21 protein-coding genes and 1 riboswitch are annotated in these 20190 nt (G+C 42.0%); of the genes, 19 read left to right on the plus strand and 2 right to left on the minus strand.

Going from position 1 to position 20190, the window contains the following annotated elements; all coding sequences use genetic code 11:
* The first annotated feature begins 281 nt into the window (after positions 1-281).
* The 8 genes from RIN70_RS05335 (at position 282) to ilvD (ending at position 8816) form a co-directional block, all read left to right on the plus strand.
* Positions 282-818: a hypothetical protein gene (locus tag RIN70_RS05335; RefSeq protein WP_023918092.1), complete on the plus strand. Its 537-nt coding sequence runs from the start codon at positions 282-284 to the stop codon at positions 816-818.
* A 150-nt stretch (positions 819-968) separates the two neighbouring features.
* Entirely contained in the window at positions 969-1565 is a 597-nt protein-coding gene (locus RIN70_RS05340; RefSeq protein WP_023918094.1) for a hypothetical protein, read from the plus strand.
* 42 nt (positions 1566-1607) lie between these two features.
* Positions 1608-2333, plus strand: coding sequence for an alpha/beta fold hydrolase (locus RIN70_RS05345; protein WP_195623209.1), 726 nt, complete (start codon positions 1608-1610; stop codon positions 2331-2333).
* 182 nt (positions 2334-2515) lie between these two features.
* Entirely contained in the window at positions 2516-3499 is a 984-nt protein-coding gene (gene guaC / locus RIN70_RS05350) for a GMP reductase (protein WP_049490864.1), read from the plus strand.
* Positions 3489-3584, plus strand: a riboswitch (purine riboswitch). (Overlaps the previous gene by 11 nt.)
* A gap of 89 nt (positions 3585-3673) precedes the next feature.
* Positions 3674-4255: a xanthine phosphoribosyltransferase gene (locus RIN70_RS05355; protein ID WP_049497932.1), complete on the plus strand. Its 582-nt coding sequence runs from the start codon at positions 3674-3676 to the stop codon at positions 4253-4255.
* Positions 4255-5517, plus strand: a complete 1263-nt coding sequence (locus RIN70_RS05360; protein WP_313790758.1) for a nucleobase:cation symporter-2 family protein — start codon at positions 4255-4257, stop codon at positions 5515-5517. The genes RIN70_RS05355 and RIN70_RS05360 overlap by 1 nt, the downstream gene beginning before the upstream one ends.
* Positions 5518-5626: 109 nt before the next feature.
* Positions 5627-6970, plus strand: a complete 1344-nt coding sequence (locus RIN70_RS05365) for an MATE family efflux transporter (protein WP_313790759.1) — start codon at positions 5627-5629, stop codon at positions 6968-6970.
* 127 nt (positions 6971-7097) lie between these two features.
* On the plus strand, positions 7098-8816 hold the full coding sequence (ilvD, locus tag RIN70_RS05370) for a dihydroxy-acid dehydratase (protein ID WP_313790775.1): 1719 nt from the start codon (positions 7098-7100) through the stop codon (positions 8814-8816).
* Between the two features lie 58 nt (positions 8817-8874).
* Here ilvD and RIN70_RS05375 read toward each other — a convergent pair whose 3' ends face one another.
* Entirely contained in the window at positions 8875-9057 is a 183-nt protein-coding gene (locus RIN70_RS05375) for a 4-oxalocrotonate tautomerase (protein WP_001117401.1), read from the minus strand.
* Between the two features lie 114 nt (positions 9058-9171).
* Here RIN70_RS05375 and RIN70_RS05380 point away from each other — a divergent pair, with 114 nt between their 5' ends.
* From RIN70_RS05380 to RIN70_RS05425, 10 genes are all read left to right on the plus strand, one after another.
* On the plus strand, positions 9172-9756 hold the full coding sequence (locus RIN70_RS05380; RefSeq protein WP_003001444.1) for a thymidine kinase: 585 nt from the start codon (positions 9172-9174) through the stop codon (positions 9754-9756).
* Positions 9757-9777: 21 nt separating this feature from the next.
* Positions 9778-10257, plus strand: coding sequence for a GNAT family N-acetyltransferase (locus tag RIN70_RS05385; protein ID WP_070586196.1), 480 nt, complete (start codon positions 9778-9780; stop codon positions 10255-10257).
* A gap of 9 nt (positions 10258-10266) precedes the next feature.
* Positions 10267-11346 (plus strand): peptide chain release factor 1, encoded by a 1080-nt coding sequence (prfA, locus tag RIN70_RS05390; protein WP_003007273.1) that lies wholly within the window; start codon positions 10267-10269, stop codon positions 11344-11346.
* Entirely contained in the window at positions 11346-12182 is an 837-nt protein-coding gene (gene prmC / locus RIN70_RS05395) for a peptide chain release factor N(5)-glutamine methyltransferase (RefSeq protein ID WP_129824878.1), read from the plus strand. The genes prfA and prmC overlap by 1 nt, the downstream gene beginning before the upstream one ends.
* The gene (locus RIN70_RS05400) at positions 12169-12780 is read left to right on the plus strand and encodes an L-threonylcarbamoyladenylate synthase (RefSeq protein ID WP_118228181.1); all 612 of its coding nucleotides are present in this window, start codon (positions 12169-12171) and stop codon (positions 12778-12780) included. Before prmC ends, RIN70_RS05400 begins: the two co-directional genes overlap by 14 nt.
* A gap of 38 nt (positions 12781-12818) precedes the next feature.
* Positions 12819-14075 (plus strand): serine hydroxymethyltransferase, encoded by a 1257-nt coding sequence (gene glyA / locus RIN70_RS05405; protein WP_313790760.1) that lies wholly within the window; start codon positions 12819-12821, stop codon positions 14073-14075.
* 8 nt (positions 14076-14083) lie between these two features.
* Positions 14084-15058 (plus strand): nucleoid-associated protein, encoded by a 975-nt coding sequence (locus tag RIN70_RS05410; RefSeq protein ID WP_313790761.1) that lies wholly within the window; start codon positions 14084-14086, stop codon positions 15056-15058.
* A complete protein-coding gene (locus tag RIN70_RS05415) occupies positions 15058-15660 on the plus strand; it encodes a lysozyme family protein (RefSeq protein ID WP_003007284.1) in 603 nt (200 codons plus the stop codon). Before RIN70_RS05410 ends, RIN70_RS05415 begins: the two co-directional genes overlap by 1 nt.
* Before the next feature lie 237 nt (positions 15661-15897).
* A complete protein-coding gene (locus RIN70_RS05420) occupies positions 15898-16908 on the plus strand; it encodes a DUF1002 domain-containing protein (RefSeq protein ID WP_313790762.1) in 1011 nt (336 codons plus the stop codon).
* A 157-nt stretch (positions 16909-17065) separates the two neighbouring features.
* Positions 17066-17440 carry a DUF805 domain-containing protein gene (locus RIN70_RS05425; protein WP_313790763.1) on the plus strand — a complete coding sequence of 125 codons (375 nt, stop codon included), beginning with the start codon at positions 17066-17068 and terminating at the stop codon, positions 17438-17440.
* A 160-nt stretch (positions 17441-17600) separates the two neighbouring features.
* On the opposite strand, the gene guaA is transcribed toward RIN70_RS05425, so the two are convergent.
* Positions 17601-19166, minus strand: a complete 1566-nt coding sequence (gene guaA, locus RIN70_RS05430; RefSeq protein ID WP_003012033.1) for a glutamine-hydrolyzing GMP synthase — start codon at positions 19164-19166, stop codon at positions 17601-17603.
* Between the two features lie 128 nt (positions 19167-19294).
* On the opposite strand from guaA, the gene RIN70_RS05435 reads away from it, so the two are divergent.
* A complete protein-coding gene (locus RIN70_RS05435; RefSeq protein WP_003007291.1) occupies positions 19295-19993 on the plus strand; it encodes a GntR family transcriptional regulator in 699 nt (232 codons plus the stop codon).
* Positions 19994-20190 lie beyond the last annotated feature (197 nt).

The raw sequence follows: 20190 nt of genomic DNA on the forward strand, positions 1-20190 counted from the left end.
ATTAAAGACGATAGCACTCTGTTTTTGCAGAGTGCTTTTTTGTTTTATAGAATATAAGAGAATGTGGGATACTTGCTTTCTCTGCTAGATGATCGAGCAGAGAAAGATTTATTAGATATGACATCAGTCAGCTAAACCCTTTTAGCTGGCTTTTTTGTTAGCGACTCGGTCATTAACTTGCTTGTCAAAATATAATTCGGTATCATAGATATATAATGTTTGGTAAGTAAGTCCTATTGTCAGTTCGGAACAAGTAGATAGGAGAAGGGGAGAAAAAACTAGTGAATAAAGACCAATTGATAGAGAAACCAGAAATAAATATTGTTGGGGTTATTGCAAATCATCAGTTTAACTGGTATATTTGTTCAAACGAAATGTGGACAATGGATATCGATAAATATATTCAGGCATACCAGGAAGCAGGTCTGGATGTTGATTTCTCCTATTTACCTGAGATTCAGCAGAATCTTCATGTGATTACAAAAAGCAATCTTGAGAGCTACTTAGAAATGTATAAAGATGATTGGCTGAAGGTGACGGTTGAAGAATTGATCTCAATGATCAAACGTTCAATGGAAGAGGAGAACTTGAATTCAGAGATTATTCTGGAAGGAAAAGCCTTGCTTCCGGATCTTTTCATCGATTTTGATAAAGAAGAATTTTATTCAAACCATCTGGGGATGAAAAACTACGAAAGATATGTGCCAAACGGATGGAAGTTTTTTTCAGGACGTTTTGATCATTTGATCCCCAAAGAGGAGCAATATTGGATTGAAGAGACCAAGAAAACTGAAGGAACTAGTCTTCTATTCATATAAAAATAATACAGTTTAAAAGTATTTCATGAGACTGTGAAATGCTTTAAAATTTCGCCACATTTCAAATCTTTATATTCCGTTTCGTTAGGAATAGCGATGGAAAGCCAACCAAATATGCTATACTGAAGTAGATAGAAGGAGGAGCGACTGATGAGCAGAAAGTGGGTAAAGATCATTGCTATTTTAATTTTCATCCTATCCGGTAGTTACTTTGTCTACAATAAACTAACGAAGCCGAATCTTGGACCGAAAACAACAAAGCTCTATAAGCATGGTTTTCTTTTGCTAGAAGAACAAATCGGAACCTACATCAAAGAACACTATACTGGGATTGAGAAGATTGAGTTCTCCCCAATCTACGTTACTGAAGAAGGGTCAACATTCTCAAATGCCTATGTGCGTCCGACGATCTATGACAAGTATGGAAATAAAGCTACTCTGGGAGATAAAATAAAGAAATTTATTCCATTAAGTTATGGATTGATTTCAGACATTGTTCTTGATTTTGATGGAGGTGGCAATGAAGTCATTGAGTTACTGGACTCAAATGGCAAACCTGTAGACGTTTCAAATGAGGAGCATTTGCCTAAGAGAGCTATACTCACAGAGGCAAGTAGTACAGATGAAAATATTGAATTATTAGTAGAAGATGGTCAGTTAATAGGAGTCGTAAAGGATGATAAAGGAAGCCCTGGTGCAGAAATTGTTTATAATACGGAACTCCATAAAGGAGACGCGAGAGAGTAGCGCTAACCAATGAAATAGAATGAAAAAGAAAGGACAAAACACATGCAGTATTATTTTATCGGTGGCCTAGGTGGTAATAGCTACCATCTGGCTCCACTAATGGATGAGCTAGGCTTTCCTGTGACCTTTCTAGATCCCTATAGGGAAATGATTCAGACAGAAAACGATCTTCGTGATTGGTTCCAAGGTCGGGTTGGCCAGGCTGAAGAGATCTGCTTATTTGGGCATTCCTTGGGTGGAGATTTGGCTCGTTATCTGGCTACTGAGTTTCCTCAGATCCAGTCTTTGATTCTCCTGGATGGGGGTTATCTGGATATGGAAAAGATCCTGCCTCTTGAAGAAGAACTAGAAGGAACGGCGTCCTTCATGCAGCAGCAAGTTTTTGCAACTTTAGAAGAAGCCGTGTTATCAGAACTTGGTGATGGAGAAGATCCTACTCCTATAGCGCGAAAAGCAGTAGAGGCTAGCTTTCGCTGGAATCCAGCAAGTGAACAATATGAATTAAATCTGGATCTCGAAAAGGTCATGGCTTTATTGCGTCTACGGCGTCGGATCAAGACTTACCAGATTCCACTGGCGGACCTGCCTGCCCTTTTTATTGGACCTCGGTACCAAGAAGAACCGGAATGGAGAAAAGACGCTCTGAAGCAACTAGATCCCCAGATCGAGCAAGTCTTACTAGATGGTTTGGGGCACGAACTGTATACAGAGTCGCCAGAAATTGTGGCTAGAGAAGTCAACAATTGGCTCCAAAATGTTCATAAATAAAACCTGTTTCTCTGTGTGAAACAGGTTTTTGTCTTGTAATTTCCGAACGTTATTTCCTATAAAATCATTCCCATTGCATTAGGTCCGTATCTTTGGTATAATCTATCAAGGAAACGTCAAGAGACGTAGCGATGCGCTTGCGCATAGGTAGGTCAGTTTTTAGAAAAGAGATTTTTCAATCTATGTTAAATGAATTTCCTATTTTCGACTATGAAGATATCCAGTTGATTCCCAACAAATGTATCATCAATAGCCGGTCAGAAGCAGACACAACCGTCCAATTTGGTAAGCATACCTTCAAGCTTCCAGTTGTTCCTGCCAATATGCAGACAATCTTGGATGAGAATGTGGCAGAGCAGTTGGCGCGTGGTGGTTACTTCTACATCATGCACCGCTTTGATGAAGCAGGTCGGATTCCTTTTGTCAAACGTATGCATGAGCAGGGTTTGATCGCTTCGATTTCGGTCGGTGTTAAAGAATACGAATACGACTTTGTGAGTCAATTAAAGGCAGATGCACCTGAGTACATTACCATTGATATCGCACATGGTCATGCGGATAGTGTCATTCGGATGATCCAACACATTAAGAAAGAATTACCAGATACCTTTGTCATTGCTGGAAATGTTGGAACACCTGAGGCTGTTCGTGAATTGGAAAATGCGGGAGCTGATGCGACTAAGGTCGGGATTGGTCCTGGTAAGGTTTGTATCACCAAAGTGAAGACTGGATTTGGTACAGGTGGTTGGCAATTGGCTGCTCTTCGCTGGTGCTCAAAAGCAGCGCGTAAGCCAATTATTGCGGACGGTGGGATTCGGACCCATGGTGATATTGCAAAATCGATTCGTTTCGGGGCGTCTATGGTCATGATCGGTTCTCTCTTTGCAGGTCATATTGAAAGTCCTGGTAAAACAGTCGAAATCGATGGAGAGTCTTTTAAAGAGTACTATGGATCTGCTTCAGAGTACCAAAAAGGCGCTTATAAGAACGTCGAAGGCAAGAAGATTCTATTGCCTGCCAAGGGTCATTTGCAAGACACCTTGACAGAAATGGAACAAGATTTGCAAAGTTCGATCTCGTATGCTGGAGGCCGAAAATTAGCAGATTTGAAACATGTTGACTATGTGATCGTTAAGAATTCCATCTGGAATGGCGATGCACACTAATTGAATTACTTATTTATTTCACGAATGGGCGTGATGTTTCTACAAGGTGCCGGAACACCTAACAATAAGTAAGTCGAGATAAATCCTTTTGTGAGAGGATATTCAAGGCTTGCTTTGCAGGCCTTTTTGTGTTTTGTGAATAAGTAACGGATTTTATAGAAAGTAGGAGGAAGTATGAAATTACTTGAAGAACGCATCTTAAAAGATGGCAACGTTTTAGGTGAGAATATCCTCAAGGTGGACTCCTTTTTGACCCACCAAGTGGATTTCAAACTCATGAAAGAAATTGGCCAGACCTTTGCGGACCGGTTCAAAGATGCGGGTATTACCAAAGTCGTCACCATTGAAGCGTCTGGGATCGCGCCAGCCCTTTATGTAGCAGAAGCACTAGATGTCCCTATGATTTTTGCGAAGAAAGCGAAAAACATTACCATGAATGAGGGGATTTTGACAGCTGAGGTTTATTCCTTCACCAAGCAAGTCACCAGTACGGTTTCAATTGCTGGTAAATTCTTAGATCCAGCGGATAAGGTTTTGATTATTGATGATTTCCTTGCAAATGGCCAAGCAGCTAAGGGCTTGATTCAGATCATCGAACAAGCTGGTGCTCAAGTGGAAGCCGTTGGAATCGTCATTGAAAAATCCTTCCAAGATGGACGGGGATTATTAGAAGAGTTGGGATATCCAGTTGTATCCCTCGCGCGTTTGGACCGTTTTGAAAATGGTCAGGTTGTATTTAAGGAGGCAGACATCTAATGCAAAAACAAGAAAGCCATTCACAGGCCGCTGTTCTAGGCTTGCAGCACTTATTGGCCATGTATTCCGGTTCTATTTTGGTGCCGATCATGATCGCGGGAGCTTTGGGCTACAATGCTCATCAGCTAACTTACCTCATCTCTACAGATATCTTCATGTGTGGGGTCGCAACTTTCCTTCAAGTGCAGCTCAATAAATACTTTGGGATCGGTCTTCCGGTCGTCCTTGGGGTTGCCTTCCAGTCTGTGGCACCTCTTAGCATGATCGGGGCTAGCCATGGTAGTGGTGCCATGTTTGGTGCCTTGATTGTCTCAGGGATTTATGTCATCCTTGTCTCTGGTTTCTTCTCTAAGATTGCTAATCTCTTCCCATCTATTGTAACGGGATCTGTTATTACAACCATTGGTTTGACTTTGATTCCAGTAGCGATTGGAAATATGGGAAATAATGCGCCAAAACCAACCGTTCAAAGCTTGATCTTGGCTGTGGTGACCATTCTCATCATTTTAGTTGTTAATATCTATACGACTGGTTTTATTAAATCCATTTCAATTTTGATTGGTTTGATTGCAGGTACTGCCATTGCGGCTTCTATGGGCTTGGTGGATTTCACACCTGTATCGCAAGCACCAGTGGTTCACGTTCCAACACCTTTCTTCTTTGGAGCTCCTAAGTTTGAAATCACCTCCATCTTAATGATGTGTATCATCGCAACAGTTTCTATGGTGGAATCAACAGGTGTCTATCTCGCTCTTTCTGATATTACCAAAGATCCAATTAATAGAACGCGCCTTCGCAACGGGTATCGCGCTGAAGGGTTGGCTGTTCTCCTCGGTGGTATCTTCAACACCTTCCCTTACACCGGATTCTCACAAAACGTTGGCTTGGTGAAATTGTCTGGTATCAAGACTCGTCTACCAATCTACTACGCGGCTGGTTTCCTTGTCCTTCTTGGTCTCCTTCCTAAGTTTGGAGCTCTGGCACAAATCATTCCAAGTCCAGTTCTTGGGGGAGCGATGCTAGTCATGTTTGGTTTTGTATCGATTCAAGGGATGCAGATTCTTGCGCGTGTTGATTTTGAACACAATGAGCACAATTTCTTGATCGCAGCTGTATCGATTGCTGCAGGGGTTGGTTTGAACAACAGCACCCTCTTCAATGGCCTTCCAACAGGATTCCAAATGTTCTTTGCGAACGGAATTGTCGTTGCCAGTGTCTTGGCGATCGTTCTCAATGCTGTTTTAAACCGCAATAAACACTAATTACAGATGAACCGGAGGTCCTTGGATCTTCGGTTTTTTGACTTTTAAGGAAACATATAGTAGAGTGGAAGAGGAGAAAATCTTATTTGATGAGAAGAGAGTTAGAATCATGTATGCAACCTATCACTTTAAAGAGCGCTTGCGCTTGTTTTTGAGTCTATTTTTGCCGATTTTGATCTATCAATTGGCCAATTATTCGGCCAGCTTTGTCGATACAGCCATGACCGGTCAGTACCGGACCCTTGATTTGGCTGGTGTTTCTACAGCTACCAGTCTGTGGAATCCATTTTTTACTTTTCTGACAGGGATTGTCTCTGCGCTGACACCGATTGTTGGGCATCATTTAGGAAAGGGAAATAAAGAACGGATTGCTGGCGATTTTTACCAATTCCTCTATCTGTCATTTGGTATGGCCATTCTCTTAATAGGCTTTGTTTGGGGGATTGCACCCATGATTCTCAAGCAGATCGGCTTAGAAAATGTTGTTGCTCAAATAGCCATTCGCTACTTATATTTCCTTTCTCTAGGAATCTTACCTTTGTTGCTCTTTAGTATCGTGCGGACCTTCCTCGATACCTTGGGCATGACGCGTCTATCCATGTACTTGATGCTCTTGCTCTTGCCTTTGAATGCTTGTTTTAACTATATCCTGATCTATGGAGCATTTGGTTTTCCTGAGATGGGAGGAGCAGGAGCAGGTCTTGGAACCTCTCTGGCCTACTGGGTCTTGTTGGCCATTGCGGTTTTGATCTTGTGCAAACACCCCAAGGTAGCACCTTTCCAATTGTGGAAGCCTCAACCTTATGATTTTAAAGGGATGAAAGAAGTACTGCGCCTTGGGCTTCCAATTGGTGGAATTGTTTTTGCAGAAGTCATCATCTTCTCGCTGGTTGGTTTGTTAATGGCAAAATTCCCATCACTGACCATTGCGAGCCACCAATCGGCCATGAATTTTTCTACCCTGATGTATGCTTTCCCAGTTAGTATCTCCAGTACTATGGCGATTATCGTATCTTACGAACTGGGAGCAGGAAGACCAGAAGTGGTCAAACAATATTGCCGTTTGGGACGACTGACAGCCTTTGGTTTTGCCATTGTCACCCTCGTCTTTCTCTATACATTCCGCTTCCAACTAGCAGGACTATACGGGAAGGATCCAGTCTTTGTGCAGCAAACAGCGATTTTCATGACTTATAGTCTCTTTTTCCAAGTGGCTGATACTTTTGCAGCACCTCTACAAGGGATTTTGCGGGGCTATAAGGATACAACCGTTCCTTTCTTATTAGGTGTCTTTAGTTATTGGTGCATCTCTATCCCACTAGGGATTTTCCTTGACCATGTGACCAACTTGGGTCCATACGCTTATTGGATCGGCCTTATTTCTAGCCTTGTCGTGAGTGGAATTTGTTACCAACTTCGGCTCTGGCAGATCGAAAAAAAGCAAACAAACTAAAATGAAGTCTGGGAAACCAGACTTTTTTGTGTACCGTGAATATTATAAATTTTCTGAAAGTTCTTGACAATTGATGTCAAAGTGGTAAGATTAGGAGGTAGAAATGAAGAATAAGAAGGAGAACAAGATGAGAAGTGATATGATCAAAATGGGGATCGACCGAGCACCAGCGCGTGGTCTCCTTTATGCAACAGGGCAAGTAAAATCAGCCAAGGATATGCAAAAGCCCTTTATTGCCATTTGTAACTCCTATATTGATATCGTTCCAGGACATGTTCACCTGCGTGAATTAGCAGATGTTGCCAAGGAAGCTATTCGCGAGGCTGGTGGGATTCCTTTTGAATTTAATACCATCGGTGTCGATGACGGGATTGCGATGGGCCATATCGGGATGCGTTATAGTTTGCCATCTCGCGAGTTGATCGCAGATGCTGCTGAAACAGTCATCAATGCCCACTGGTTTGATGGTGTTTTCTATATTCCCAACTGTGATAAGATTACACCAGGTATGATCTTGGCAGCCATGCGGACCAATGTGCCTGCCGTATTTTGTTCTGGTGGACCCATGAAGGGTGGCGTTGACATGACGGGGCATCAGGCGACTCTCTCGAGTTTGTTTGAAGCTGTCGGTACTTATCAAGCTGGTGATATGGGCATGGATGAACTGGATTTCTTGGAAAAAAATGCCTGTCCAACCTGTGGCTCTTGCTCTGGTATGTTTACTGCCAATTCCATGAACTGTTTGATGGAAGTATTAGGCCTTGCTCTTCCTGGAAATGGTACCATCCTAGCTGTCTCAGATGAACGCCGGGAATTGGTTCGCCAAGCGGCCAAACAATTGGTAGAGAATATTAAAAAAGGTATCCGCCCACGGGATATTGTGACCAAAGAAGCCATCGACGATGCGTTTGCGCTCGATATGGCCATGGGTGGTTCTACCAATACTGTGCTTCATACACTCGCTATTGCACGTGAAGCAGGGATTGACTATGATCTCAAAGATATCAACGAAATTGCCAAGAAGACACCTTATCTTTCTAAAATTGCCCCTTCAAGTGTTTACACTATGCATGATGTGCATGAAGCTGGTGGTGTACCAGCCATTATCAATCAGTTGATCAAAAAAGGTGCCATTAAGGGTGATCGTATCACAGTTACTGGTAAAACCTTGAAAGAAAACGTAGCTGGTGCTGAAATCAAAAATGAAGAAATTATCCATCCAATCGAGCATCCGATTTCACCTGTAGGTGGTTTGTCGATCCTCTATGGAAATATCGCTCAGGATGGGGCTGTTATCAAGGTCGGTGGGGTCGATCCATCTGTGACCACTTTCCGTGGTAAAGCTATTTGTTGTGATTCACAAGATCAAGCCCTTGAGTTGATTGACAATGGAACAGTTAAGAAGGGACATGTCGTTGTCATTCGTTACGAAGGTCCTCAGGGTGGACCTGGTATGCCAGAGATGCTAGCGCCAACCTCTAAGATTGTCGGACGCGGTCTTGGTAAGGATGTGGCACTGATTACGGATGGTCGTTTCTCAGGAGCTACTCGTGGGATTGCTATTGGTCACGTTTCTCCAGAAGCAGCAGAAGGTGGAAATATCGCCCTAATTGAAGATGGGGATGAAATCGTGATTGACCTTCCAAATCGTACTATTGATTTGATTGTCGATGATGCCACTCTTGCAGAACGTCGCAAACATTTGAAACCTTTCAAATCAAAAATCTCCAGCGGTTGGTTGCGTCGCTATACAGCCTTTGCTAAATCAGCTAATGTCGGCGGAACCTTGATGAGTGACGAAGAATTCGAAGAACGGAAAGCAGAACGTCAAGCCCAAGAAAAATAAGAAAAAACCTTTCCTGCTATGTGATATCACAAGCAAGAAAGGTTTTTTAGTGGAACCATTATTTGGTGCGCATTTCACCTTGAGGGAAGTAGGTTCCTTCAGGCATATCGTTAATGATGACGTGAACAGCTGACTGAGGAGCACCAGTATTGCGGACAACAGCTTCGGTTACTTCCTTGGCCAAGGCTTTCTTTTGTTCCAAGGTGCGTCCTTCAAATAGGTCAATTCGTACAAATGGCATATGGCCACCTCCTAAATTTTTTATAGGACTATTTTATCACATTTTGGGATACAAAGCTTAGCAAAATTATGGTAAAATGATAATGAAACACATTTTAGAGAGAACAGAAGGAAAATGGCACAATTATATTATAAATATGGGACCATGAACTCAGGGAAAACCATTGAGATCTTAAAAGTGGCCCATAATTATGAAGAGCAAGGCAAGAGCGTCGTCATCATGACCTCAGCAATCGACACCAGAGATGGAGTAGGAGTGGTTTCTAGCCGAATCGGTATGAAACGAGAAGCCGTTGCAATTGAAGACGATACGGATATCTTTGGCTTTATTAAAAACCAAGCAATCAAACCTTACTGTGTCTTAATCGATGAAGCTCAATTTTTGAAACGCCACCATGTCTATGACTTGGCAAGAGTCGTGGATGAACTGGATGTGCCGGTCATGGCTTTTGGCCTCAAAAATGATTTCCGAAATGAACTCTTTGAAGGTTCCAAACACCTCCTCTTATTAGCCGACAAGATCGAGGAGATCAAAACTATTTGCCAATACTGTTCCCGCAAGGCGACCATGGTCTTGCGTACCCAAGCGGGTAAACCTGTCTATGATGGAGAGCAGATCCAGATCGGTGGACACGAGACCTATATCTCGGTTTGCCGCAAGCATTATTTTAATCCAGACATACCAACCGAAAGCGTCTAGAACGTTTTAGAGAGGATAATAATGTCTATTTGTTTAAAAGATATTACGATAGAGAATTATTTTGACGTTTTAAATCTAGAAGTTCATCCAAATCAAAGGAATTTTATTGCATCCAATTCCATTAGCTTAGCTGAAGCCTATGTATATGATAAAAATGGTGATTTTATAGCTCCCTTAGCAGTTTATGATAAGGAAGTATTAGTTGGTTTTGTTATGATTGCCTATGACCAGAAAATTGGGATCAGCAAGGGAAATTACTTGTTATTTCGCTTTATGATCGATAAACGATTTCAAGGTTTAGGCTATTTTAAACCGACTATGGATGCAGTCATTGACTTTGTTCGAACAGAGCCAGCTGGAAAAGCAACAAGTCTTTGGCTATCTTATGAACCGGAAAATAATCAAGCGAGATCTTGCTATCTCCATTATGGATTTAAAGAAACTGGCGAAGTCATAGAAAACGAAATTGTAGCAATCTATGATCTAACAACCAATAATTAAGGAGCAAACATGAATATCTATGATCAACTACAAGCTGTAGAAGACCGTTACGAAGAGTTAGGAGAATTACTGAGTGACCCAGATGTGGTCTCTGATACCAAACGCTTTATGGAGCTTTCAAAAGAAGAGGCTTCCACTCGTGATACGGTGACAGCATACCGAGAGTACAAGCAAGTCCTTCAAAACATTGTTGACGCTGAGGAAATGATTAAGGAAGCAGGCGGCGATGCGGACTTGGAAGAAATGGCCAAGCAAGAGCTAAAAGATGCTAAGGCTGAAAAAGAAGAGTACGAAGAAAAACTGAAGATCTTACTTCTTCCAAAAGATCCAAACGATGACAAGAACATTATCTTGGAAATACGTGGAGCAGCTGGAGGAGACGAAGCCCAATTGTTTGCTGGTGACCTCTTACAAATGTACCAAAAATATGCGGAAAGCCAAGGCTGGCGCTTTGAAGTCATGGAAGCTTCCTACAATGGCGTTGGTGGGATCAAAGAAGTCGTAGCCATGGTTTCTGGGCAATCAGTCTACTCGAAACTCAAGTATGAATCTGGTGCCCACCGGGTACAACGCGTTCCTGTGACTGAAAGCCAAGGTCGTGTCCATACCTCAACTGCCACTGTTCTGGTCATGCCAGAAATCGAAGAAGTCGAGTACGACATTGATCCAAAAGACCTTCGGATCGACATCTACCACGCATCTGGTGCGGGTGGACAGAACGTCAACAAGGTCGCAACAGCCGTTCGTATCGTCCACTTGCCAACCAACATCAAGGTCGAGATGCAAGAAGAACGGACCCAACAGAAGAACCGCGAAAAAGCCATGAAGATCATCCGTGCGCGTGTGGCTGACCACTTTGCTCAGATTGCCCAAGACGAGCAAGACGCTGAGCGGAAGTCAACCATCGGGACTGGTGACCGTTCAGAGCGGATCCGGACTTACAACTTCCCTCAAAACCGTGTGACTGATCACCGGATTGGCTTGACCCTTCAAAAATTGGACACCATCTTATCTGGTAAACTGGACGAAGTGGTCGATGCTTTGGTCTTGTATGATCAAACACAAAAACTAGAAGAGTTGAACAAATAATGTTGTTGGGATCATTATTGGCCCAGTATGAAGAAGAATTAATATCCGTTGGAGAGGAAGCAGAAAGCCTCTCCTTCGCGTATCGTGCTTTAAATAACTGGACTTTTACAGACTTTGTCCTTGCCTTGCAAAAAGAAGTGGAAGTAGAGGATCAGGCCTTGCTTCTATCCATCTTTGAGCAGCTGAAACATCATGTTCCTGCCCAATATATTATTGGTAGCGCAGATTTTTTTGGCCATATTTTTACAGTGGATGAGCGCGTGCTGATTCCACGCCCAGAAACAGAGGAGTTGGTGGCTCTAATTCTCGAAGAAAACGATGAGAAAGCCTTACGAGTTCTGGATATTGGTACAGGAAGTGGTGCTATCGCTATTAGCTTAGCCCTTGCTAGACCTACCTGGCGGGTTCAAGCTAGCGATGTATCAGAAGAGGCTTTAGCCCTGGCTCAAGAAAATGCCAAGCAGTTAGAAGCTGTCCTTGAATTCAAGTCGTCAGATGTACTGGACGAACTAGAAGGTCCTTATGACCTGATTGTGTCCAACCCTCCCTATATCTCTCGGGATGATGTAGAAGAGGTTGGAGCCAATGTTTTAGCCTCTGAACCCCACTTAGCTCTTTTTGCGGATCGTGATGGATATGCCATCTACGAAAAGATTGCCCAGCAAGCACCAAGTGTTTTAACACCAGACGGAAAGATCTATCTAGAAATTGGCTATAAGCAAGGAGCCAAAGTAAAAGAGCTCTTTCAAGAAGCGTTTCCTGACAAACGCGTTCGCGTTCTGAAAGACCAATTTGGACAAGATAGAATGGTAGTAGTAGACAATGGATCACATTGAGAAAGAATTAGAAGCAGGCCGTGCGGTTATTCTGCCAACTGAAACAGTCTATGGTATTTTCGCTAAAGCTTTGGACCAAGAGGCAGTTGATTATATTTACGAATTAAAACGTAGACCTAGAGAAAAGGCTCTGAATTTAAATGTAGCCGATGAAGATACAATTCGAATTTATTCGAAAGATCAACCTAGCTATTTAACAAAACTGATTGATTCATTTTTACCAGGGCCTCTCACTATTATTCTTCAGGCAAATGAAAATGTACCTGGCTGGATTCATTCAGGCTTGGATACGGTTGGTTTCCGTATTCCGGCTCATCCAAAAACGTTAGAATTAATTCGTAAATATGGTCCTTTGGTTGGTCCTTCGGCCAATCTTTCAGGTCATGCAAGTGGAACAACGTATGAGGCTATTGTAAGCGAATTTGACCAAGTGGTTCCTGGTATAGAGGATGATGATTTCTTGACTGGTCAAGATTCAACTATTTTGGATATCTCTGGTTCTAAAGCCAGGATTTTGCGGCAAGGTTCGATTACACAAGCTGATTTGCTTGCACAAGTGCCAGAGCTTTCCTTTGAGGATGATAAACTTCCTCAGTGATAATGTACATAAATAATTTTTTATAAAGGAGTAGACCGATGATTTTTGATAAAGAAGATTACAAAGCCTATGATGCAGACCTATGGAATGCGATCGCTAAAGAAGAAGAGCGTCAACAAAACAATATTGAGTTGATTGCTTCTGAAAATGTCGTCTCTAAGGCAGTGATGGCTGCTCAAGGGTCTATTCTGACCAATAAATATGCCGAAGGCTACCCTGGTCGTCGTTACTATGGCGGGACAGATGTGGTTGATGTGGTCGAAAGTCTCGCGATCGAACGGGCCAAAGAAATCTTTGAGGCTAAATTTGCCAACGTTCAACCGCATTCAGGAAGTCAGGCAAACTGTGCTGCCTATATGGCCTTGATTGAGCCTGGTGATACTGTTATGGGGATGGATTTAGCTGCCGGTGGGCATTTGACGCACGGAGCTTCTGTGAGCTTCTCTGGTCAAACCTATAACTTTGTGTCCTATAGTGTAGATCCTGAAACAGAGCTCTTGGATTTTGATGCCATCCTAAAACAAGCCCAAGAAGTGAAGCCAAAACTCATCGTTGCTGGTGCCTCAGCCTACTCTCATATTATTGATTTCTCAAAATTCCGTGAGATTGCGGATGCAGTAGGAGCTAAGCTCATGGTTGACATGGCCCATATTGCTGGTCTCGTGGCAGCGGGTCTTCATCCAAGCCCAGTTCCTTATGCCCATATCACGACTACGACCACTCACAAGACCCTTCGTGGACCTCGTGGAGGCCTAATCTTGACCAATGACGAGGAATTAGCTAAGAAAATTAACTCTGCTATTTTCCCTGGTATTCAAGGAGGACCATTGGAGCATGTCATTGCAGCCAAAGCTGTCGCTTTCAAAGAAGCGCTGGATCCTGCCTTTAAAGAGTATGCAGCTAATGTGATTAAGAATAGTCAGGCCATGGCTGATGTCTTCTTGCAAGATCCTGATTTCCGCGTCATTTCAGGCGGAACAGAGAACCACCTTTTCCTTGTCGACGTCACTAAAGTCGTTGAAAATGGGAAAGTGGCGCAAAACTTGTTGGATGAAGTCAATATCACCCTCAACAAGAACTCTATTCCTTATGAAACCTTGTCTCCATTTAAGACCAGCGGGATTCGGATTGGTGCAGCAGCCATCACAGCTCGTGGTTTTGGTGAAAAAGAAAGTCGCACCGTTGCTGAACTCATGATCAAAGCGCTGAAGAATGCGGACAAGCAAGAAGTATTAGACGAAGTGCGTAGTCAAGTCAAAGCCTTGACAGACGCCTTTCCACTTTACGAGGACTAAACCATCTTATGGATATTTACATAAAAAAAGCCATCATTCATCAATTTAGCCCAGACGATACCGATCTCTATCTGGCAGATAAATTTCTCAATATCACGCCTAAAATCGAGGAATACTTGCGTAAGAAGATTGAACGGGTCTATTCCGATGAAGCCAGGACCGGTATTTTCGAAGAGGACAATCCTTTTCTTGAGATGATATCAGATGATCTATTAGAAACTTCGGTCGCAGTAGCGAATCGCTGGAAGGAAGAATTTGTCGTCTCTGAGAATCAAAAGACCAACGATTTGGTGTTCATTCAATTCTCAAAAGAAGGGGTGGACCATTTTGCCTTTCTTCGGATCGCCTTACGGGAAACCTTGACGCATCTTGGTGGTGAAGTGGACAATCCGATTAAGTTGACGCAAAATAATCTACCTGGTTTTGGGACTGGTGCAGATGAAGCTTTGGTCATCAATCTTCAAAGCCGCAAATACCACTTGATTGAAAAACGGATCAAGTACAATGGGACGTTCTTGAACTATTTTTCTGAGAATCTGTTGCAGGCGCAACCCAAGATCTCTCCTAAAAAATCGATCAAGGCACTAGAAAAAACAGCCCAGAAGATTGCGGAAAGCTTTAACACAGATGATTTTCAATTTCAATCAAAGGTTAAATCTACTATTTTTAACCATATTGAGGAAGAAAATAAACTCTCTCCTGAGAAATTAGCGGATGATCTCTTCGACGACAATCTGACAGCTCGCCTTAGTTTTATTGACCAAGTAAAAGAAGCTGTGCCAGAGCCTGTCACCTTTGAAGAGATTGATGCCAGTCGCCAGTTGAAGAAGTTCGAAAATCAGAAATTGTCATTGTCAAATGGAATTGAACTGATCGTTCCGAATAATGTCTATGAAGATGCCGAATCTGTTGAATTTATTCTAAACGAGAACGGAACCTATTCTATTCTGATCAAAAATATTGAGGATATACAGAGTAAATAATGATTAAACGTATAGTGAAGATCTTCTTATTCATCTTACTAATATTTGGAATCTACAAGGGAATTCAGATCCACCATGACGTCAAACAAGTCATGCAGTACCGCTCCCTGGTTAGAGAAGTCCTTGCTGAAGAGGACACCACGGCCAATGAAAACCTCATTCTTGCTATGATCTATACGGAGACCAAAGGCAGAGAAGACGATGTCATGCAGGCGAGTGAGAGTGCAAGTGGTGAGACCAATACTATTAGTGATAATAAGGCCAGTATTCGCCAAGGTATTCAGACTCTTTCAGATGAGTTAAAAGAAGCCAAGAAAAAAGGCGTTGATAGCTGGACTGCGGTTCAAGCCTATAATTTTGGAAAAGACTACATCGATTACGTCGCAAAACACGGTGGTACAAATTCCCTAGAGTTGGCCCGTGCTTATTCGCGGGATGTAGTAGCGCCAAGTCTTGGCAATGTAACCGGTGAAACTTATCTTTACCTCCACCCAATCTCTCTTTTAAACGGGATGGAACTCTACATTAATGGGGGCAATATTTATTATTCCCGTTTAGTAGAAACCAATATGACGATTATGAAGTTATTTTCATGGTTTTAATCATTTTCCAAAGAGCCAATTGGCTCTTTTTAAGTTGATCAGTACTACCTCCAATTTTGGGGGATAATAAAAATGTCATGCATTCTTAAAAAAACTGTAAGCTAGTTTTAAGAAATCAACTGTATAATGAAAATCGAAGTGGGTAAACTTTTTATTTACTTCTTTTTTCATCTCTAGTGAGGTGAGAAAGGTAATAAGAGATGCCCAGAGGTAATTTGAATTAGAAAGAAGAAAAAGATGAAATTAAAGAAGATTGCATTGTTTGTAACAACGACTTTGGCTTTGTTTACAGGTGTCCCTCGGGTTTCTGCAGATAGCAATGTGCAGAAAGTCATTGATGAAACCTATGTCAAGCCAGACTATGTTTTGGGCTATTCGCTGGACCAAAGTCAAATCGAACAAACCTTGAGTCTCTTGAACTACGATAGTTCGAAAGATAAAGAAGAGTGGAAGACCATGACACCAGAGGTTTATTCTTCGATTATGAACGTTGCCAACGATGATAGTTTGGAACTTTATTCCTCTGTTAAAATTCAAAAATTAGGCAAAAATAAGCCACTAGAAGTGAATATCGTGACACCTCAAAATATCACCAAGGTCACTGCAGATATGTATCGTAATGCAGCCGTTACACTTGGATTGGAGCATGCTCAAATTACAGTAGCTTCACCTATACAAGTGACTGGAGAAAGTGCTTTAGCTGGGATCTATTACTCGCTTGAGAAAAATGGTGCCAAAGTTTCTCAAGAAAGCAAAGATCTGGCCCAAGAAGAGTTAAAGACTCTATCCGGGATCAATGAAGAAAACGCTGGTAAGAAAAACTTCGATGCGGATAAGTTAAACGTAGCATTGACCGACATTAAAACAGCAGTAGCCAATGCTAAACAGAACAATCAGGATTTAAGCAAGGATGATATTCGAAAGATCGTCGAAGAAACCCTGAAAAATTATAAGCTGGATACAACTGTAACAGGTGATCAGATTAATTTGATCGTGAATTTCGCAGTCAACCTCTCAAAGAGTAGTGTTATCAGTAGCAAAAGCTTTACGAAGACCTTGTCGGATCTGAAAGATAGTATCGTGGATAAAGCAGGCGATACCTTTAACAATATCAATCTCAATTTTGATACAGATGCTATTCTAAAAGACAGTGGAAACTTCTTTACAAATGCGTGGAATGCCATTGCCGGCTTCTTCGGCGCCATCTGGAATGCCATTGTCAAATTCTTTAGTGGTTTAGTTGGCTAAAAACAGCACGAAAGCACTCCTGACAAGATGTCAGAGTGCTTTTTGTGTGTGATTTGCTACTTGAAGTTATTATGAAAATAGTTGCTACATAGCAGAAAAAAGTTGCAAAGAATTGAAAAAGATAGTATACTTTGAAAAGCAAATTAAAGGAGGAATTATGTTAAAAGCTTATAAAAAATTTTGGGAGGGCTATGCAGATTTTACCGGTTACTCAACGGTATCAGAATACTGGTGGCCACACTTCATCCATTTGCTTATTACAATGCCATTGTTTTATGCATTAATTCAACTTCAAATCGATCCTAATGATGTGTCTGCTTATCAATTGATTTTTTCGTTACGCCCACTTTATTCTGTATTTGGACTCATTATTTTCCTACCTTCATTAACTCTTTCAGTTCGGCGTCTAAGAGATGCAGGATTGCACTGGTTATATCTTCTTGTTGTCCTTATTCCATACGTAGGTTGGCTTTTCATGCTTCTTTTTATGATCCTACCAACGAATCGAGACAATGAAGTAGAACCTGATTAAGTGAATAAAAGATCTTGAAATCTTTATCATTTCAAGATCTTTTATTTTATATGGCTTTACTATTTTTAACTCGCTCTGTTATTGAAAAAAGGTCCACTGGACCTTAGACTCGCTTTACTATTTTTAAGCTCGTGAAAAAAAGGTCCCCCGGACCTTTTTTTTATTCCCACTCTACAGTTGCAGGTGGTTTACTTGTGATATCGTAGACGATGCGGTTGACGTGGTCAACTTCGTTTACGATACGGACTGAGATTTTTTGGAGGACTTCCCATGGAATCTTCGCAAAGTCTGCTGTCATTCCATCGATAGAAGTGATAGCGCGGATAGCGATAGTGTAGTCGTAGGTACGGCCATCACCCATAACCCCAACAGAACGAACGCCTGTGTTGACAGTGAAGTATTGCCAGATATCGCGGTCAAGACCAGCTTTGGCGATTTCTTCACGAAGGATAGCATCTGATTCACGGACTGTTTCAAGTTTTTCTTCAGTGATTTCACCCATGACACGGATAGCAAGACCTGGTCCTGGGAATGGTTGGCGCCATACGATGTGGTCTGGCATACCAAGCTCAGTACCAAGAGCACGAACCTCATCTTTGTAAAGAGTGTTGAGTGGTTCAATCAGTTCGAACTGCATATCCTCTGGAAGTCCACCAACGTTGTGGTGAGACTTGATGGTTTGAGCAGTATCCGTACCTGACTCGATTACGTCTGTATAGAGAGTTCCTTGTGCCAAGAATTTCACATCTTTGAGTTTACTTGCTTCGTCATCAAAGACATAAACAAACTCGTTACCGATGATCTTCCGTTTTTTCTCAGGATCAGATACACCAGCTAACTTATCAAGGAAACGTTTTGCAGCATCTGCTTTAACGATGTTCAAACCAAACTTACCACCAAGCATATCCATCACTTGATCGGCTTCGCCTTTACGAAGAAGACCGTGGTCTACAAAGATACAGATCAATTGATCGCCGATGGCTTTTTGAAGGAGAACCCCAACAACGGAAGAGTCAACACCACCTGAAAGACCAAGAAGAACACGTTTGTCTCCGACGGTTTCACGGATTTTTTTGATCTGCATGTCAATGAAGTTGTCCATGGTCCAATCACCTTTAGCCCCACAGATGTTCAAGGCAAAGTTACGCAAGATATCATAACCGTGAACAGAGTGACGAACCTCAGGGTGGAATTGGATTCCGTAAATTTTCTTGTCTGGATTTTCAATGGATGCAAATGGACAGTCAGCAGAAGTACCAGTGCGGATAAAGTCAGCCGGAATTTCTGTAACAGCATCCCCGTGGCTCATCAAGACCAATTGTTTGTCTGGTGTGCCAGCAAAAAGAGCGGAAGATTCTGTCAAAGTCAGTTCGGATTGTCCATATTCGCGGTTACCAGCATCACCTGCAGGAACGACCTTCCCACCCAATTTATGGGTCAACAATTGCATCCCGTAACAGATTCCAAGGATTGGAATACCGAGTTCAAAAATCTCAGGATCGATATCAAAAGAACCTTCCTCGTATACAGAGTTTGGTCCGCCTGAAAGAACGATCCCGACTGGATTGATTGCACGAACTTCATCAGCAGAAATCTTATGGCTCTTCAACTCTGAGAAGACACCAATTTCACGAATCCGACGTGAAATAAGCTGATTGTATTGGCTACCGTAGTCAAGCACGATGATTTTTTCAACATCATGCAAATCAGTTGATAGGTTTGTCATCTTATCCCCTTCTTAAAGAAATTTACTTTCCTCTATTCTAACACAAAAGCCTTGTCTTTACCAATCTCTGATTGAAGAATTAGGAATTTTACGCTACAATAGAGATAACACAGAGAAAGAGCAAGGTTATGATTCCAGCTTACATTCAAATCCATGATCAGATTAAGTCTGAGATTGATCAAAAAATATGGAAAATCGGGGAGCGTCTTCCCAGCGAACGCGATCTAGCTGAGAAATTTCAAGTGAGTCGGATGACGCTTCGTCAGGCCATTACCCTTCTGGTTGAAGAAGGAGTGCTTGAAAGACGAGTAGGAAGTGGCACATTTATCACTAGCACGCGCGTCCAAGAAAAAATGCGAGGCACAACCAGTTTTACAGAAATTATGAAATCGCAAGGCAAGGAACCTTCTAGCCAAGTGATTTCTTACCGTAAAACTATTCCTAGCCTCCAAGAAGTGGACAAATTGGGCATTGATAAGACAGAAACCATCATTCGGATGGAGCGGGTCCGGTATGCCGATGGGATCCCTGTTGTTTATGAAGTGGCCTCTATTCCAGAGAAATTTATTAAGAATTTCAATCGTGAAGAGGTTACCAGCCATTTCTTCCAAACCTTGGAGCGTCATGGCTATAAGATTGGGAAGTCGCACCAGACCATCTATGCGCGATTGGCCAAGGATAAGATTGCGGAGTACTTACAGATTTCAAAAGGGCAGGCTATTTTAGGTCTGACACAGGTTTCCTATTTTGAAGATGGGACGGCTTTTGAGTATGTAAAAAGTCAGTATGTCGGCGAGCGCTTCGAATTTTATTTAGAAAATAACTAAGCTCGCAAATCGTAAAAATAGAAAACTCTTCAAATGTGTGAGAGGCTCACTCTCTTTGGCATTTGGGAGCTTTTTTTAGGTTGAAATCATTCTTTCTAAATAGTGATAGTACGGTCAAAAATAAAAGATTTAAAAAAATTTTATTTTTTCTTCAATTTTTGATTTTTTTTACGAATTAATAGATAGAAGTTAGTTTT

It is taken from the genome of Streptococcus parasanguinis, assembly GCF_032163505.1.
In the GTDB taxonomy this organism is placed as follows: Bacteria; Bacillota; Bacilli; order Lactobacillales; family Streptococcaceae; genus Streptococcus; species Streptococcus parasanguinis_V.

Bases quoted from the DNA above. Each gene is read 5' to 3' on its own strand.
- prmC (WP_129824878.1), top strand. From the start codon at position 11,346: ATGTTGTTGGGATCATTATTGGCCCAGTATGAAGAAGAATTAATATCC.
- ilvD (WP_313790775.1), top strand. From the start codon at position 7,098: ATGAGAAGTGATATGATCAAAATGGGGATCGACCGAGCACCAGCGCGT.
- RIN70_RS05365 (WP_313790759.1), top strand. From the start codon at position 5,627: ATGTATGCAACCTATCACTTTAAAGAGCGCTTGCGCTTGTTTTTGAGT.
- guaC (WP_049490864.1), top strand. From the start codon at position 2,516: ATGTTAAATGAATTTCCTATTTTCGACTATGAAGATATCCAGTTGATT.
- RIN70_RS05435 (WP_003007291.1), top strand. From the start codon at position 19,295: ATGATTCCAGCTTACATTCAAATCCATGATCAGATTAAGTCTGAGATT.
- RIN70_RS05415 (WP_003007284.1), top strand. From the start codon at position 15,058: ATGATTAAACGTATAGTGAAGATCTTCTTATTCATCTTACTAATATTT.
- RIN70_RS05410 (WP_313790761.1), top strand. From the start codon at position 14,084: ATGGATATTTACATAAAAAAAGCCATCATTCATCAATTTAGCCCAGAC.
- RIN70_RS05420 (WP_313790762.1), top strand. From the start codon at position 15,898: ATGAAATTAAAGAAGATTGCATTGTTTGTAACAACGACTTTGGCTTTG.
- RIN70_RS05345 (WP_195623209.1), top strand. From the start codon at position 1,608: ATGCAGTATTATTTTATCGGTGGCCTAGGTGGTAATAGCTACCATCTG.
- RIN70_RS05380 (WP_003001444.1), top strand. From the start codon at position 9,172: ATGGCACAATTATATTATAAATATGGGACCATGAACTCAGGGAAAACC.
- RIN70_RS05340 (WP_023918094.1), top strand. From the start codon at position 969: ATGAGCAGAAAGTGGGTAAAGATCATTGCTATTTTAATTTTCATCCTA.
- prfA (WP_003007273.1), top strand. From the start codon at position 10,267: ATGAATATCTATGATCAACTACAAGCTGTAGAAGACCGTTACGAAGAG.
- glyA (WP_313790760.1), top strand. From the start codon at position 12,819: ATGATTTTTGATAAAGAAGATTACAAAGCCTATGATGCAGACCTATGG.
- RIN70_RS05385 (WP_070586196.1), top strand. From the start codon at position 9,778: ATGTCTATTTGTTTAAAAGATATTACGATAGAGAATTATTTTGACGTT.
- RIN70_RS05355 (WP_049497932.1), top strand. From the start codon at position 3,674: ATGAAATTACTTGAAGAACGCATCTTAAAAGATGGCAACGTTTTAGGT.
- guaA (WP_003012033.1), bottom strand. From the start codon at position 19,166: ATGACAAACCTATCAACTGATTTGCATGATGTTGAAAAAATCATCGTG.
- RIN70_RS05400 (WP_118228181.1), top strand. From the start codon at position 12,169: ATGGATCACATTGAGAAAGAATTAGAAGCAGGCCGTGCGGTTATTCTG.
- RIN70_RS05360 (WP_313790758.1), top strand. From the start codon at position 4,255: ATGCAAAAACAAGAAAGCCATTCACAGGCCGCTGTTCTAGGCTTGCAG.
- RIN70_RS05425 (WP_313790763.1), top strand. From the start codon at position 17,066: ATGTTAAAAGCTTATAAAAAATTTTGGGAGGGCTATGCAGATTTTACC.
- RIN70_RS05375 (WP_001117401.1), bottom strand. From the start codon at position 9,057: ATGCCATTTGTACGAATTGACCTATTTGAAGGACGCACCTTGGAACAA.